Below are 15,236 nucleotides of genomic sequence, written 5' to 3'. Positions count from 1 at the left end.
TCTAACTAAATTACGAAAAACCTTCCAATTCTAAGAATATGAAGGTTATTTGGTATACCCTTTTTTAGTATATCACGGTTGAATTTTAGATTTTAATGAAAAATATTGACAAACTATTAGCTGGTTTTGTTTAATAAAGGATTCAACAAAAAAGGTGGCTAATCCTTCTGGATTAACGCACCCATTGGTGAAACACTTAAATTTTTGTTCCTTGTTCTAGTTCGCTCAATAAATTCTGTATTTTCCTTGCCTGCTGGAAGCTTTCTTCAGATGCATAAGTACCCGATAATGTGTTATTAAATTCTTTAAGTATTTTTTGTTCAATAATATTTATTGCCTCAGTCAAAGAATGATGTTGTCCTAGCTTATTTCTTGTATATTCTTCGTATTCTTTTTTGGTCAATGCAGCTTCTAAAAGTTGCATTAATCCTCTATCTTGATGCCATCGCTTGATATTTCTTTCATTAACACTTCTTTTAAAAATTATTACTAGACGCCCAGAAAATGCTCTATATATTGTAAATAAGATCCATAATTTTTCTCCTAAATATGGTCTTTTCTTTTCTAATTCATCCATACTTCCAATAAAATTGACCAATTCTTCCTCTGAGGGTAAATGCATTTTCAACGAGGTAAGATACATATTTTCCTCGTTGTTGTATTCTTCGGGCAAAAAAAGAGTATAGAATGTCACTATCTTAGATGAAGATTCTCTAATTTTAAGAACTTTATCCCACATTTCCTCAATTGCGGCTGATCTCTTTTCTTGAGCTTGATTGTATCCTTGAGAGAAAATGTTTAGCGAGGAATTCATTATCTCATTGTTTTTATGAATATCCCCTTTAAGCGATTCAATTTGCCTTTGATACCTATTGCTCCATTTCATAATTGTTCTTTGTTTAAATAGCGTTATTAATGCTGTTACCAATCCTGAACCACTTAAAATATATACTATAATTTTACTCCATTCATTCATTAATTTTTCATCCTCTTAAGATAATTATTGTATAACAGAGACTTTCTCGATGATACACCAATATTGCTAGAAGAATAAATCGTATTATAATTTAATTGTAACATTGTAAAGTTACAATTAATGGTCCAATAATAAAATTAAACACCATTCTTCAACTAACACCTTTAGCTTAATAAGGCATCCAGCAAAAAAGTTCAGTAATCTTTCCTGGATCAACGCACCCATCAGTGAATTTTTACTTTTTAACCCATATTGCTTTTGTATAAGCTATACTCAATCCCGCTCTCTCCATATTATTTTGACTGACTGAGCCAAATTTTGCTTGTCCCACAATTAAATCGCATTTTTTTAGATATGCTTGGTAGATACGATACTTTATTAATGCACTTTGTATACCTTTTTTTCTAAATGTCGGTAATGTTGTCGCTGCAGCTAACGTAGCTATACGGTCTTTTATGAACAAAACTCCAATTCCAGCAGGTTCTTTTTCATAGCTGGCTAGATAAAATGCCCAATTTTTTATGTTATAAAGTATTTCATTATTTTGTGCTATTCCACTTTTTAAGAACGGTGGCATTTCAAAACCCTTTGTGTAGATTTCTGCAAAAGTATCAAATTCGTTACTTTTTAACTTACGGATAACAATTTTTTGGTCACCTAATACATAGCTTGGTTTTAATTCGTTTGAGCGAGACGCATAAAGAGTTGTATGAAAATCATTATGATAATAACCAGTTTCACTGAGGTGGGTTAGTAATTCTGGAGAAGTATGTCCTGGAGTTAATTCAAATCGTACAGGAATTTCTTTTTGCTTATAAAAATCTATTATCTTACCTATTTGATTTTCATCACCCTTTCTTAGCCCCTTAACCGTGTTGAAGGATGGACCAGGTATGTTCTTTACCGAGAATGCAGTTGCATTGCCAAACTTTTGAATTTCAACTTTCATTGGATTCCCATCTATTTTTTGCATTTCTGTTAACCTAGAGCTTAAAGTATCAATTTCTGAATTCTCCAGCCTCTCTGCTAATCCTTTATCCACAACTAAGCCCATTCTCACACCTCCCCGAAAAATTAATTAATGCTATATTTATTCAACAGTGACATTATTATCTCCTTTTATTCAACTAAACTGCTTCGTTCGTTCCACAAACAAAAGAGGTGCTGTTGGCACCTCAAAAATTAACCTATAATAAGATTCTATTGGCAAACCCCTAAAGGATTATTATCTGGATCATAAAAAGTAAAAAATTTAGTTGCTCCATCTCCACCAATTGGATTTACTTTTACTTCCTTCTCCAGTAAGAGTTTGTGGGTTTCTTCTATATCATTAGGAATAAAATTATAGTATTTCCCCACCCCAAAATTATTTTCTGGAAACTTCATTGGTTGATGATTTGCGGTTTTAACCAAACACACTACTGTTGGGGATTGTTCTCCAATACGCATCACGGCTGCATCTTCTTCAATATAAATCAGTTTAAATCCAAGTATGTCCTCATACCATTCTGCAGACAATTGAGGATCTGTAACAGGAATAAAAACTCCTTCCATACCTTTAAAGAGGGCAGTTGTCATATATCCAGCTCCTTGTTAAAATTTGTATTACGTTTACAATTCTACACATTTGTTATGTAAACCTTCTTTAGCAAACTGCATTATTATTTGTTCAATAAGAAAAAGCCACCTGGTACATTTGGCAGCTGTTCTTGAATATCGACCCCTTAGTCTAACAATATATTCCGCTTTAACACTAACTTTGTATTAAAAGAGGAATCATGTAACTAAACGTTTGCGCATTCGGTGATTCAAATTTTTCTAACTTAATTCCTTTAGTGTTAAAACCAAAACGGTGAACTAACTTGATAAAATTAAAGCAGATAAACTGGTCATAGACATTAAAATTCATTGTTGCATATAATGTGGGCTCCAATTGTTCTATATAGATATTACTATCACTTTTTAATGAATCGGAGGAAATCTCTTCATTTAAGATAAAACCTACCTCTCCCACCATTGAAGCGCCTTTCGAATCTAGTGTCCTTATAAATATTCCAGGCCGCACATCTATCCCTAATTTTTTCAAACTATCTATATCATCCTTCATTACAGATTGAAAAGGGTTTATCATTCTGGGTACCACATGTCTAAACCAGACAAATGTAGTTGGAGAAGCCCATTTAATTAGGTGCATATGTTGCTCTTTATAATTCAAACCATTTAAGTATTGTTTAGCAATATTTAATGAAGATAACTTTGCTTCAACTTCTTCTCTCCATGCAGAGATTAATTGCTGCTTCTCTCCTTCATCTACTTGCAGAAACTGATATATTTCTTCAATCTTTATATCTGCTAGCCGGAGGGAATGGATGATTAAGGCCTTTTCAACTTGATTTTCTGAATATATTCTATATCCATTCTCTAACCTCTTAAGCGGTTCTAACAATTTTTTTTGGTCATAGAATCGAAGAGTGCTTGGTGATAGACCTGTTCGTTCGGAAAACTTATTAATTGTCATTTCCAAAACTCTTCCCCCTTTTATCTTAGAAAGGATATGACCAAACATTTATACGGTTACCATCTAAGTCAAAAAAATGAAAGCCTGCCCACCCATTTTTTGGATCACCTGCAACTTCAGACAATTCCACCCCTTTTAGTTTTAAATGGTTGTAGGTATCATTAAATACTTCTGGTCGGATATCAAAATAATTTCTCACAGCAGGGTTAGCCTTTCTAAAATATTCATGTTCAAGCTTTTCCAGCCAAATATTATCATAGAACACTTCAGAAAGCTGCATCCAATCATAAGCGTCTTCAATATGCAGGTGAGCAAAATCTTTATTGTATTGTTTTACTAATTTCACTCCAAGGTATTCCTTATACCAAGATATAGCTCTGTCGATATCACGCACTCCTATTCTTACATTTACATCACTGAATCCTGTTATTCTTGATGTAAGAAATTCTCCTTCAATACTTTTATTATAAACAGCTGTAAGCCTAGCGTTCTCAAATCCAGTAATATCAAAACTAACTTGCCCATCAGGTAATGTTTTCAGTTCTGTAACATTAATTCCTTCCCTATCAAAATAGTTTAGTGTTTCCTTGAGGTTCGTTATCTCGAAACCTATTCTCATGTTGCCTTCAAAGTCATTATCAGCTTTAAAATGCTCCATATCAGACTCAAAAGATTTTAAAGTTACAACACCTAATCTTGGCATTTTAAGAAAAGCCTTTTTCCCCACTGGAGTAATTACCTGGTCCAAACAAGACCACCCCATATGCTTGGTATACCATTCCACTCCCTCTTCAAATTTATCCCATGATACCATAATAAAACCGCCATCCCAACGGAATGTCATCTGTCGCACCCCTACTTTCTAATTTCTGATTCGGTATGTTCTACCAATTTCATTCTAAAGGTTAAAGTAAGTTTAAGGTCAAGTGTTTTTAGGTTAATTTATTTGACTAATCTTCCCCTTTAATCGATAAGAAAAAAGAGCTGCCGATCCCTGGTGGATCTTCAACTCACAAACGTTCCCGTTATGGAACAAAGAGGAGGCTATGCCTTATTAAAACATCGCCTTCTCATTAAATTATCTATTTGGAATTGAGATATTTTTCTTTAAAGATTGGACTTAGTTCACTCCATACATCAAATTTATTACCATCTAAATCATAAAAAACGAAATTTCTTCCTGAGTGTCCTCTGTTTTCAATCTCTCCAACTCTAATTTCACTTTGCCTGAATCTTTTATGTATTGCTTCCAAGGCATTTAATCCATTAACTTCGAATGTTAACGAAAAACGCTCATTACCGTAAATATCAATGAAATTGGAGCTTTGATTTTCATTAGATTTTACAAGAAAAATACTTTGATTGGCAAAGTTTAAAATAGCTTTGTCTTGATCTTTGTAGCTTAACTCTGCTCCTAGCTTATTTACATACCAATCAGTAGAAAGGTCTACCTTAGTCACTGGTATATAAGTTGTGCCTATCCTTAGTAATTGCTCATCCATTTTTCTGCCCCCTCCAAAATTCCAAAATATACTAAATTTAATTATTCAACAAAAAAATACTTACTTCCTGCCTTAAAGTAAGTATTTTATACTGTTTTAGTAACCGTTAATCAACTAAACTGCCCCTTTACTTAAAAAAAGCATTCTAAAAAAAATGCCCTTTTAGTATAAGAGTGACCTTCCACCGAATATTACCTTTATATATATTCCTTACCAGTGCACCTGAAGTTTATTGCCATTTAAATCAAAAAAATTGAAATAGGCATGTCCATTATCCTCTTTTATATCCTCAACCTTAACACCCTTTTCAATAAGGTGTGTATGAAACTTAGATAGTTCTGGACTTGTAAAACCAATGCTAAAGGCTGGGACATTACCAATTGTGAAATGTGCAAATGTATCATCTTCAGTAGGAACTAAGATAAGTAAAAATGGTCCCTCATTAACTTTTATAATGGCAAATGGATCCTCAGTAATTGTTAATAATTGAAGCCCTAGTATATCTCTATACCATTGTGCAGACTGCTCCAAGTTTTTTACCGGAATTCTAATATAATGTACTTGTTCAATAAATGAATTACTCATAAACTACCTCTCCTTTATTTAGTATGATTTATTAAGTAATTCCCTTTTTATATCCCTTTTTCCTTCCAATTTATTGAACTAACCTGCTCCGTTCGTATAATAAGAAGTTCGATAAAAAAGGTGCTTAGTCTTTCCGTTTGGTTGAATCAAAGGAGTGATAGACATCACAACCAAAATGCAAAAATCCCTTGATTCTTTTGAATAAAAATAAGGTTCAAGAGCAAAATATTGTTGCAACATTAAAAGAAGAAGGTGGTGGTACTAATGTATGGTAATAATAATAATTTGTTTGGTATAGGAATGATTGCAATGCTTTTAACATCAATCTACACTGCAATTTTGGCTTCACTACTTATGAAAACTAAGGAACGGGTAGATTATATTTATCATAAGGAACGTTCAAAATAAAGATGCTTAAAGATGGCGATGATTTCATCGCTTTTTTTATTAATCACTGATTAACCCCCCTTTCTCTACATTGTTTACTTAACTAATCCCCTCGAAGGTCCTAAGTATAACCACCAGTATAAGAGATAACCTATCTTATGGAAGTGCTAAACATGGGGCGAAAATTATAAAATTGCTTTATTTCTTTGGTATTAGTTCCTTTATTTACTTAATTAAAAAACCACTTGCAAAGGACTGGCTCCTTGTTTTCTTTATAAAAAGTTATTATGCATCATTGGTCGATCAACTAGTTGTAAATAAAGGTTATGTTAAATATCCCACCATATTTCCAAAACGAGTTAAAACAAGTTTTATTTTTGATTACATACTTTTCCCAATTTCTTGTGTCTTTTATAATCAACTGACTAAGGATTCTCGTATCCTTCAGTGCCTTTTAAAAGTTCTGTATTTCAGTGTACCGATGACTATTACTGAGCTATGGCTAGAAAAAAATACACAGCTTGTTAAGTATAAAAAGGGGTGGAATTGGAAAACCACTTTCTATTCGCTTTCTTTTTCCTTTTTATTGGTCAGATTTTCAATAGCTGTTATAAGAAGTATCTTCAATAATAAATACGATTTTTCTTAAGATTGGGGTTCTTAATCACAAGAGAGTAAAAAGGATAAGGCATTTCTTCTTCCTTTCTTATTTTATGTTCAACCAGATTTTTCTAGTTGTACATTTTTTAAAATAAAAGAAAAAACCGTCCCAACAATCATCCTCAGTCAACACAATGCATAAATGTTCCAACCATTTAAGCTAATTTACCAATTTTTAAAAAACATTAAAGAATGTTTTCCTCCTACTTTTGGAACAATACAATTTGATTGTATTAACAAATCAGGAGGGTAATCAGAAATGGATAATCAAAAATTAGCCGATCATGAGTCATTGGATTTACATGAAGTTATAAATTTTAAAACCCTTTGCTTAGCCAAATCAAAACTAATGCAAGGATTGGTTTTTGATCAGGATTTGAGAAATTTAATGAAAAAAGATGTTGAACAATCCATGCAAGCGCTAAAAGAATTACAGGCAATTTATCAACGTGCACCTTTTGAAGCTCCTGTTCCTCAAAACCGGCCAACACCAATAGTAAATTGAAAAGGAGGCAAATTCATTGAATAATGACTATTTAGACCCTATAAACTCGCTACACGTACCAGAGCTAGCAGATACCACATTTGCGATGGATTTACTCCTTCGTGCCAAAGAAGGTGTCCGCAATATCGCTGTCGCATTAACGGAGACCGCATCACCTGATCTTAGAGCCCTCTTACGAAAACAGTTAATGCAAGGGATTGCCATGCACCAAGAAATTTCAGAACTAATGATTAATAAAAAATGGTTCCATCCATACGAACTAAGTGAACAGTATAAACTAGATCAACTCTCTGCTAACAATACATTGATGATTGGAAAAATGAATCTTTTTCCTGTTGAGACCAATAGAAAAGGTATGTTTGACCGGACACCTGATGATCACTAACACTGGAGGCTGTAACCAATGAAGGCAGTAACGTATCAAGGTATTAAAAATGTTGTAGTCAAAGACGTCCCAGATCCAAAGATTGAAAAACCAGATGACATGATTATTAAAGTTACGAGTACAGCTATATGTGGGTCTGATTTACATTTAATTCATGGAATGATTCCAAATATGCAAGAAGACTATATTATCGGTCATGAACCGATGGGAATTGTTGAAGAGGTGGGACCAAATGTTACGAAAGTAAAAAAAGGGGATCGTGTTATTATTCCTTTTAACATTGCCTGCGGGGAATGCATTTATTGTAAAAACCATTTGGAAAGCCAATGTGATAATTCTAATGATAATGGTGATATGGGTGCCTATTTCGGATATTCTGGTACGACGGGTGGCTATCCCGGTGGGCAAGCCGAATATTTAAGAGTGCCCTTTGCCAACTTTACTCATTTCAAAATCCCTGAGACTTGTGAAGAACCAGATGAAAAGTTAACAGTTATTGCCGATGCGATGACTACCGGTTTTTGGAGTGTTGACAATGCAGGCGTAAAGGCCGGAGATACTGTTATTGTATTTGGCTGCGGTCCGGTTGGCCTTTTTGCTCAAAAATTTTGTTGGTTAAAAGGAGCAAAGCGTGTCATTGCTGTAGACTATGTCAATTATCGCCTACAGCACGCCAAACGTACCAACAAAGTTGAAATTGTTAACTTTGAGGACCATGAGAATGTGGGAAGTTATCTTAAAGAAATTACCAAAGGCGGCGCTGATGTTGTCATTGATGCCGTTGGTATGGACGGCAAAATGACTGATATGGAGTTCCTTGCGAGCGGAATGAAGCTTCAAGGGGGAGCGTTAAGTCCATTTATTATGGCTTCACAAGCAGTGCGTAAAGGCGGGACAATCCAAGTTACAGGCGTTTACGGCGGCAGATATAACGGTTTCCCATTTGGAGATATTATGCAGCGGAATATCAATATCCGCTCCGGCCAAGCCCCTGTCATCCACTATATGCCATACATGTTCGAACTGGTAACAACTGGCAAGATTGACCCAGGCGATGTCGTAAGTCATGTCCTTCCTCTTAGTGAAGCAAAACATGGCTATGAAATTTTTGATACAAAAATGGATGAATGTATTAAAGTCGTGTTGAAACCTTAAGGAAGGAGGTATGAAAAATGAACTACGCCTTGCATGAAGTTCTTGAGGTCCATGAGATGGCGGCATTTAAGACCAATTGTCTTACTAAGTCCAAAACGATGAAAGCATTAGTTACAGATCAGCGATTAAGAGATATTATGCAGCAAGACATTGATTTATCTACGATACAATTACAAGAATATGCTTCTATCCTTTCCAATGCTAAGCAGTAAATTAGGAGGTGAACGAACATGAATCCAATCATTGAAACTTTCACTGGCATGGACGCACTATCTGATCAAGTGGTTGCAATGGATTTATTGATTGCAGCTAAGAGTGGAGTAAGAAATTATGCCATGGCTGTTACAGAATCAGGAACGCCCGAAATTAAAGAAATTCTCACTCGCCATTTAACAGAAGCACTAGATATGCATGAACAAATTTCCTTATATATGGAAGAAAAAGGATGGTATCATGCTTGGGATACAAACGAACAAATCAGTTTGGATTTAAATAATATCGATACAGCATTGAACTTACCCACTCTATAAAAATAAAATAGGAACAGTTTAGAATTACACCTAAACTGTTCCCACAAAAACTCAAAGAGTCTTCCCTTTCTTGACCAAATTACAATTATAAATTTGAAATTATTTTTATGATCAAATGGTAGGAGCAGGAAATTCACCAATTTTTATACGAAGTAAACTATAAGGTTTTTGTCGCAGGTCTTTCCCATAATGAAATCTTGCCTGCCGATGTAATTGGTTCACAATGACATATAAGTATTGATCCGGCCCAATCGAAAAAGTATCCGGCCATAAGATTCTCGGGTCATGTGCGATGGTTTCCATTGTGCCATTTGGCCATATCTTTCGAATACTGTTGTTTTCATAGTCTCCGGCATAAATGGCTCCTTTTGCATCAGTGATCATTCCATCAGACGCCCCTTTTTCTCCCCAGTACACCACATGATAAGGTAAATCCATGTCCGGTATATTTCTGTCTCTCAGGACTTCTGTTGGAATCGAGTATAGATGACGGCTTGTAAGTGGACAAAAAAACAAAACCTTTCCATCTGGAGAAATCGCAATACCGTCAGACGCCAATCTAAATGGAGAGGTGGAACCATCTTTGTTTCGGTTCTTCAAAATTTCTCCTTCTACTTTCGGTAAAATATAAGGATCGGGTGAAGTTGAATTTGCCCCATTTAACCGTCTAAACGCGTTTCCAGTTTCTAAATCTACAACGATAATAGCTCCGGGTCCTTTGGAAGATGAATCCGTTATATATGCATAACCTGCGTTTCCAACACGAAAATCAAATCGGACATCATTCAGATAAGTTGTTGGCAGGACCACATCTTCTGTAAAGGTATATACTCTTCTAATTGTATTGGTTTTTAAATCGACAGCGACTAATTTTGCCCCACCTTTTATGGGTTCAGAAAAATTGGGTGCCGCTGTATCCAATACCCAAAGCGTTCCCCTGCCATCCGCAACCACACTTTGGACACTGATGAAAGTCATTCTGATATTTGCGGGGTTAGCCAAATTGGTTTGAAAGTTAGGATACGGCTGCAATTGACCCTCAACAATTTCCGCAACCGTAAATTTAACATCATCTCCCCATTTCGGAAAACAAATAAAAATACGACCCGTTTCCGAAACACTAACACCTGTAGGCATAGCCCCATAAAATGTATGAACCAGTTCTAAATTACCGAAATATTTTTCACTAGGCAGCATAGATTTCATGATATCCTCCTCAACCATTTAAAACGGGATATCACCTATATATGATTTATATTTTTTCTAGTGCATGTTTTGTAACAAATTTTCCTTTACGAAAAGATGATGGAGTTGATTGTTCGGAAATTCGAACCATTCCCTATTCTTCAAGGCTGATATTTTCTAAGAAATATATAAGATAATGCTGATGCAAAAAAGCCTAAAAATTGTACCATGGCAATTTAGTAAGCTAATTTTTTATAGTCAGTCTCACGATTTATTATTATCTCCTATAAACATTAATAGGTTGGTCGCCTAATATACCATTACTATTCAAAATTTCTCATTAACCCAAAGAAGCAGACCAATTCAGTTGCGAATTAGACTGCTTCTTTGGGTGCTTTTTATTTTTTTTACTCAAAAACCAGACCTATTACTTATTTTCTGCATTATGTTGTTTATTTGTTTATTAAAAGGCAATCTTTATTAACGGATTTAAAATAAAATCCCAAAATACACTTTATTGGATACTTTGAACGATTTGAGATAACCCTTCGCTAAGTGGTGCAGCAGGACGACCTAGTAGTTTTTCAAAATCGCTGCTCTCGATTTCAAGTGTACCCTCTCGAATATCTTTCTGGATACCAACTAGAAAAGGAATGAGGAATTCTGGAACGCCAGCACCCTTCATTATCTCAGCATAAGAAGCATCATCAACCTGTTGTACTGGTATTTCCTTACCCAATACAGCGCCAAGTGCAGAGGCAAACTCCTCCTGTGTGAATAACTTGCCAGAGAGCTCATAAATAGTGTTTTCGTGCCCGTTACCAGCTAATACTGCCGCTGCAGCCTCTGCATAATCCTGTTGTAATGCCCATCCAACCTTTCCGGTTCCTGCAGAAGTCACCCATGGGGCTCCTGCCAGTACACCTTGAATGCTTGAACTTTCATTCTCCAAGTACCAATTGTTACGTAAGAAAGAATAAGGAATTCCTGTTTTCAAAATAGCTTCTTCTGTTGCCTTATGTGTTGGCGCAAGCATGTTTTTACTTTCCTGTGCGTTTGCAATGCTAGTATATGCAATAAATTTAACACCGGCACGCTCTGCTGCAGCAACCGCATTTGTGTGCTGACGAATTCTTGTTTCATTGTCTCCATCCGCAGAAATAATCAATAAGCGATCGATTCCTTTAAAAGCTATATCTAAAGTTTCTGGACGGTCAAAATCTCCCTGGCGAACTTCTACTCCTCGAGTTTTTATTCCTTCTGCCTTCTCCGGATTACGAACACTAACTGCAAGTTGATTAGCTGGTACAGTTTTCAACAATTCATCAACAATTTTGGTACCCAATTTCCCTGTAGCTCCAGTTACTAACAATTTCATCTTCCATTCCTCCCAATTAAATGTTTTCGTTCCATCCTTCAGTTACATCCAATTCGATTAACTGTAACCATCTCTATTACATGTAACCATAATAATTACAACTCGAGATTTTGTCAATAACTATAAATGATAATTTTTTAAGGTATAATATAAACAGTGTAACCAATTTTATTACAATTAAAGTTTTATCCTTATGAAAATGCAAGAAAGGTGATGAATAAATGTCCATTAGCAGCCGATTCGCTGTAGGCGTTCATATATTATCTCTTATAGAGTTTAATAAAGAAGGTGTAAGTTCATCTGAATATTTGGCAGAAAGTGTAAACACAAATCCAGCACTTATAAGAAAAATTATTGGAATGCTAAAGAAAGCAGGGTTAGTAGAGGTACATCCTGGTATTCCGGGAACTAAACTTGCAAGGAATTTATCTGACATAACTCTGTTAGATGTATATAAGGCAGTTAATGTAGTACAGGACAATGAGTTGTTTAATGTTCATGAAAGTCCAAATCCTAAATGTCCTGTAGGAAGAAACATTCAAAATACGATCATTCCTATATTGTCTGCCGCACAATTAGCGATGGAAAAGGTCTTAGGAAATGTAACCATCGAGGATGTAGTTAAGGATATGCTTGAAAAAGAAAAAATAAATTAACAACTAGTCATAGTTTAATAAAAGTATGTCATTACCATTGGCATTTACAATTTAAAAGATATGTTTTGTCAAGAAAAAGAGGCAATGCTATTTCACATTGCCCCTTTCTATATTGTGGTGCTATTTACCTCGATTTATATAGTCAAGTTTTAATTAATTGACTCTTTCTTAGGGTTTAACCCTACAGTCTCCATATAGTTTTTACCCCATTTATACATAGCATCAAGAATCGGCATCAAGCTTCTCCCCTGTTCAGTAAGGGAGTATTCCACTTTTGGAGGAACAACCGGGTAAACTTTCCGCTCTACTATCAAGTCTTCTTCCAGTTCACGCAATTGGTTCACAAGCATCCTTTGCGTGATTCCTGGCATGAGAGCCTTCAATTCACCAAATCGCTTGGTTCCTTCTTTCCCTAGATGCCATAAAATAAGCATTTTCCACTTTCCACCGATAACTGATAGCGTCAATTCCTTCTCACAGTTAAAGATCTTATCCTGCATTCGTGACATTTCACTCACCTCAATCGTTATTATACCCCATAGTATACTTTTTAGCACTATGTAAAATAAAAGTGCGTACTTCCACTAAAATGTTATAGGTTGTATACTTGCAATTGTTCAGCGATTAGGAACATCATCGATCCTGGTTGCTGGTACAGATAATACTCCAAAAGGATAATATTCCTGAAGAGGATCTATTTAATTTTGGAGACAGTATAACTGCACGAAAAATCCGAATAAAATTAATAGGAGTGAACATATATGGAATTACAATTAGCTTTAGATTTAGTCAATATTCCAGAAGCCATTGAATTGGTGAAAGAAGTGGAGGAGCATATCGATATCGTAGAAATCGGTACCCCAGTCGTAATCAACGAGGGTCTCCATGCAGTAAAGGCAGTAAAAGAAGCATTCCCTAATTTAAAGGTATTAGCAGACCTGAAAATCATGGACGCTGCTGGTTATGAAGTGATGAAAGCCTCTGAAGCAGGTGCTGATATTATTACGATTCTAGCCACAGCCGAAGATATGTCTATTCAAGGTGCTGTAGAAGAAGCGAAAAAACAAGGCAAAAAAATCCTTGTTGATATGATCGCTGTTAAAGATCTGGCTGCTCGAGCTAAAGAAGTCGATGCAATGGGTGTAGACTATATTTGTGTCCACACTGGCTACGATCTTCAAGCAGTAGGTAAAAACTCTTTCGAAGATTTGCAAACCATTAAAAGTGTTGTAAAAAATGCAAAAACTGCAATCGCAGGCGGCATTAAATTAGAAACACTTCCAGAAGTCATTAAAGTAAATCCAGATCTTGTCATTGTTGGCGGCGGTATTACAGGTCAAGCTGATAAAAAAGCTGCAGCAGCAAAAATGCAAGAAATGATCAAACAAGGGTAATTTCGAGCATGCATACGACACAATATTTAGCTAAGATCTTAAAAGAGTTGATCAGAACAACTGATCTCATTTCGAATGAAGAAGCTGAGAAATTAGTCAATGGGATTCTTGAAGCAAAGAAAGTGTTTATAGCTGGCGCAGGTAGATCTGGATTTATGGCCAAGTCATTTGCGATGCGAATGATGCATATGGGCATAGATGCTTATGTCCCAGGCGAAACGGTGACCCCTAACTTTGAGGAAGGTGACCTGATCATCTTCGCCTCTGGTTCAGGTGAAACAAAAAGCCTGGTCTCCATGGCTGAGAAAGCAAAAAGCTTAGGTGGAACTGTTGCAGCTTTAACCATTTTCCCTGATTCCACTATTGGAAAATTGGCAGATATGACAGTTAAATTACCCGGATCTCCTAAAGATCAATCGGAAGGTGATTATAAAACCATTCAGCCTATGGGCTCATTATTCGAGCAAACTCTTTTACTATTCTGCGACGCTCTCATTCTGAGGTTCATGGAGAAAAAGGGCTTAGATTCGAATAAGATGTATGGCAGACACGCCAATTTAGAATAAAACGCTGATTGTCTATGAGAGACCGCAAACTGTTCCATGCAAGATTGCGGTCTTTCTATTTAACTTTGTGTAAAAACCTTGTTCATAGGAGTGAAAAAATGAATTCATTAAATGGCAAAACTGCTTTAATTACTGGTGCAGGCAGAGGTATAGGACGAGCTACTGCTATCGCCTTAGCAAAAGAAGGGGTCAATTTAGGATTGCTTGGCTTGAATATGTCTAACCTTGAAAAGGTTGCGGCTGAACTAGCACAATTTGATGTGAAAGTTTCAATAGCAACAGGAGATGTTTCCAATCTCGAATCAGTTATTAATGCAGTTGAACATATTAAAGCTGATCACGAACCAATTGATATCCTCATTAACAATGCTGGAGTTGCCAAGTTTGGCGATTTCCTTGATTTAACTCCTGAAGAATGGGAGAAAATCATCCAAGTGAATTTAATGGGAGTTTATAATGCAACAAGAGCCGTACTTCCCGGCATGATTGAAAGAAAAACAGGTGATATTATCAATATCTCTTCCTCTGCCGGACAAAAAGGTGCTCCTGTAACAAGTGCTTACAGTGCTTCTAAATTCGCTGTTTTAGGACTAACAGAATCACTTATGCTCGAAGTAAGGAAGCACAACATCCGTGTAACAGCTTTTACACCAAGTACGGTTGTAACAGACCTTGCAATTGATACTAACCTTGTCAGCGGTAATGAAGATCATGTTATGCAGCCAGAAGACCTTGCTGAATTAATCGTAGCCGGCCTAAAATTAAATCCAAGGGTATTCGTAAAAACTGCTGGGCTTTGGTCAACCAATCCTTAATCTAAAAGAAGCAGATCCATTTGGATCTGCCTCTTTTTT

General features: G+C 35.8%; 21 protein-coding genes. 11 read left to right on the top strand and 10 right to left on the bottom strand.

All coding sequences use genetic code 11. The annotated features are described in order from the left end of the window. Window positions 1–196: 196 nt before the first annotated feature. The 7 genes from FS736_RS15910 to FS736_RS15880 all read right to left on the bottom strand — a co-directional run bounded on the left by FS736_RS15910 (window position 197) and on the right by FS736_RS15880 (window position 5,581). Window positions 197–976 carry a hypothetical protein gene (locus FS736_RS15910; RefSeq protein ID WP_144479000.1) on the bottom strand — a complete coding sequence of 260 codons (780 nt, stop codon included), beginning with the start codon at window positions 974–976 and terminating at the stop codon, window positions 197–199. Window positions 977–1,211: 235 nt separating this feature from the next. Then, window positions 1,212–2,030 carry a GNAT family N-acetyltransferase gene (locus tag FS736_RS15905; RefSeq protein WP_144478998.1) on the bottom strand — a complete coding sequence of 273 codons (819 nt, stop codon included), beginning with the start codon at window positions 2,028–2,030 and terminating at the stop codon, window positions 1,212–1,214. Between the two features lie 146 nt (window positions 2,031–2,176). Further along, entirely contained in the window at window positions 2,177–2,554 is a 378-nt protein-coding gene (locus FS736_RS15900; RefSeq protein WP_144478996.1) for a VOC family protein, read from the bottom strand. Between the two features lie 175 nt (window positions 2,555–2,729). Then, on the bottom strand, window positions 2,730–3,494 hold the full coding sequence (locus FS736_RS15895) for a helix-turn-helix domain-containing protein (RefSeq protein WP_144479044.1): 765 nt from the start codon (window positions 3,492–3,494) through the stop codon (window positions 2,730–2,732). Between the two features lie 25 nt (window positions 3,495–3,519). Further along, on the bottom strand, window positions 3,520–4,338 hold the full coding sequence (locus tag FS736_RS15890) for a VOC family protein (protein ID WP_144478994.1): 819 nt from the start codon (window positions 4,336–4,338) through the stop codon (window positions 3,520–3,522). 238 nt (window positions 4,339–4,576) lie between these two features. Next, window positions 4,577–4,996 carry a VOC family protein gene (locus tag FS736_RS15885; RefSeq protein WP_144478992.1) on the bottom strand — a complete coding sequence of 140 codons (420 nt, stop codon included), beginning with the start codon at window positions 4,994–4,996 and terminating at the stop codon, window positions 4,577–4,579. 210 nt (window positions 4,997–5,206) lie between these two features. Then, a complete protein-coding gene (locus FS736_RS15880) occupies window positions 5,207–5,581 on the bottom strand; it encodes a VOC family protein (protein WP_144478990.1) in 375 nt (124 codons plus the stop codon). Between the two features lie 264 nt (window positions 5,582–5,845). Here FS736_RS15880 and FS736_RS24375 point away from each other — a divergent pair, with 264 nt between their 5' ends. The 7 genes from FS736_RS24375 (at window position 5,846) to FS736_RS15850 (ending at window position 9,203) form a co-directional block, all read left to right on the top strand. Then, on the top strand, window positions 5,846–5,989 hold the full coding sequence (locus FS736_RS24375; RefSeq protein WP_186326814.1) for a hypothetical protein: 144 nt from the start codon (window positions 5,846–5,848) through the stop codon (window positions 5,987–5,989). Window positions 5,990–6,161: 172 nt separating this feature from the next. Beyond that, on the top strand, window positions 6,162–6,617 hold the full coding sequence (locus FS736_RS25495) for a CBO0543 family protein (RefSeq protein WP_395883520.1): 456 nt from the start codon (window positions 6,162–6,164) through the stop codon (window positions 6,615–6,617). A 270-nt stretch (window positions 6,618–6,887) separates the two neighbouring features. Then, window positions 6,888–7,133, top strand: coding sequence for a spore gernimation protein GerQ (locus FS736_RS15870; protein ID WP_144478988.1), 246 nt, complete (start codon window positions 6,888–6,890; stop codon window positions 7,131–7,133). A 16-nt stretch (window positions 7,134–7,149) separates the two neighbouring features. Continuing rightward, entirely contained in the window at window positions 7,150–7,518 is a 369-nt protein-coding gene (locus FS736_RS15865) for a spore coat protein (protein WP_144478986.1), read from the top strand. Window positions 7,519–7,536: 18 nt separating this feature from the next. After that, complete coding sequence (locus FS736_RS15860; RefSeq protein WP_144478984.1) at window positions 7,537–8,673, top strand: zinc-dependent alcohol dehydrogenase; 1,137 nt, start codon at window positions 7,537–7,539, stop codon at window positions 8,671–8,673. Between the two features lie 17 nt (window positions 8,674–8,690). Further along, window positions 8,691–8,885, top strand: coding sequence for a hypothetical protein (locus tag FS736_RS15855; protein ID WP_144478982.1), 195 nt, complete (start codon window positions 8,691–8,693; stop codon window positions 8,883–8,885). A gap of 18 nt (window positions 8,886–8,903) precedes the next feature. After that, complete coding sequence (locus FS736_RS15850) at window positions 8,904–9,203, top strand: spore coat protein (protein WP_144478980.1); 300 nt, start codon at window positions 8,904–8,906, stop codon at window positions 9,201–9,203. A 111-nt stretch (window positions 9,204–9,314) separates the two neighbouring features. Here FS736_RS15850 and FS736_RS15845 read toward each other — a convergent pair whose 3' ends face one another. Both FS736_RS15845 and FS736_RS15840 read right to left on the bottom strand, forming a co-directional pair. After that, a complete protein-coding gene (locus tag FS736_RS15845; RefSeq protein WP_144478978.1) occupies window positions 9,315–10,409 on the bottom strand; it encodes an L-dopachrome tautomerase-related protein in 1,095 nt (364 codons plus the stop codon). 493 nt (window positions 10,410–10,902) lie between these two features. Next, the gene (locus FS736_RS15840; protein ID WP_144478976.1) at window positions 10,903–11,766 is read right to left on the bottom strand and encodes an SDR family oxidoreductase; all 864 of its coding nucleotides are present in this window, start codon (window positions 11,764–11,766) and stop codon (window positions 10,903–10,905) included. Window positions 11,767–11,987: 221 nt separating this feature from the next. Here FS736_RS15840 and FS736_RS15835 point away from each other — a divergent pair, with 221 nt between their 5' ends. Then, complete coding sequence (locus FS736_RS15835) at window positions 11,988–12,422, top strand: Rrf2 family transcriptional regulator (protein ID WP_144478974.1); 435 nt, start codon at window positions 11,988–11,990, stop codon at window positions 12,420–12,422. Between the two features lie 149 nt (window positions 12,423–12,571). Here FS736_RS15835 and FS736_RS15830 read toward each other — a convergent pair whose 3' ends face one another. Beyond that, window positions 12,572–12,931 (bottom strand): winged helix-turn-helix transcriptional regulator, encoded by a 360-nt coding sequence (locus FS736_RS15830; RefSeq protein WP_144478972.1) that lies wholly within the window; start codon window positions 12,929–12,931, stop codon window positions 12,572–12,574. Window positions 12,932–13,183: 252 nt separating this feature from the next. Here FS736_RS15830 and hxlA point away from each other — a divergent pair, with 252 nt between their 5' ends. From hxlA to FS736_RS15815, 3 genes are all read left to right on the top strand, one after another. Beyond that, window positions 13,184–13,816 carry a 3-hexulose-6-phosphate synthase gene (gene hxlA / locus FS736_RS15825; RefSeq protein WP_144478970.1) on the top strand — a complete coding sequence of 211 codons (633 nt, stop codon included), beginning with the start codon at window positions 13,184–13,186 and terminating at the stop codon, window positions 13,814–13,816. An 8-nt stretch (window positions 13,817–13,824) separates the two neighbouring features. Then, complete coding sequence (gene hxlB, locus FS736_RS15820) at window positions 13,825–14,382, top strand: 6-phospho-3-hexuloisomerase (RefSeq protein ID WP_144478968.1); 558 nt, start codon at window positions 13,825–13,827, stop codon at window positions 14,380–14,382. 98 nt (window positions 14,383–14,480) lie between these two features. After that, window positions 14,481–15,197 carry a 3-ketoacyl-ACP reductase gene (locus FS736_RS15815; protein ID WP_144478966.1) on the top strand — a complete coding sequence of 239 codons (717 nt, stop codon included), beginning with the start codon at window positions 14,481–14,483 and terminating at the stop codon, window positions 15,195–15,197. Window positions 15,198–15,236 lie beyond the last annotated feature (39 nt).

Source organism: Cytobacillus oceanisediminis 2691 (assembly GCF_007678455.1).
GTDB lineage: Bacteria > Bacillota > Bacilli > Bacillales > Cytobacillaceae > Mesobacillus > Mesobacillus oceanisediminis_A.
This window is presented reverse-complemented; position numbering and strand designations above follow the sequence as displayed.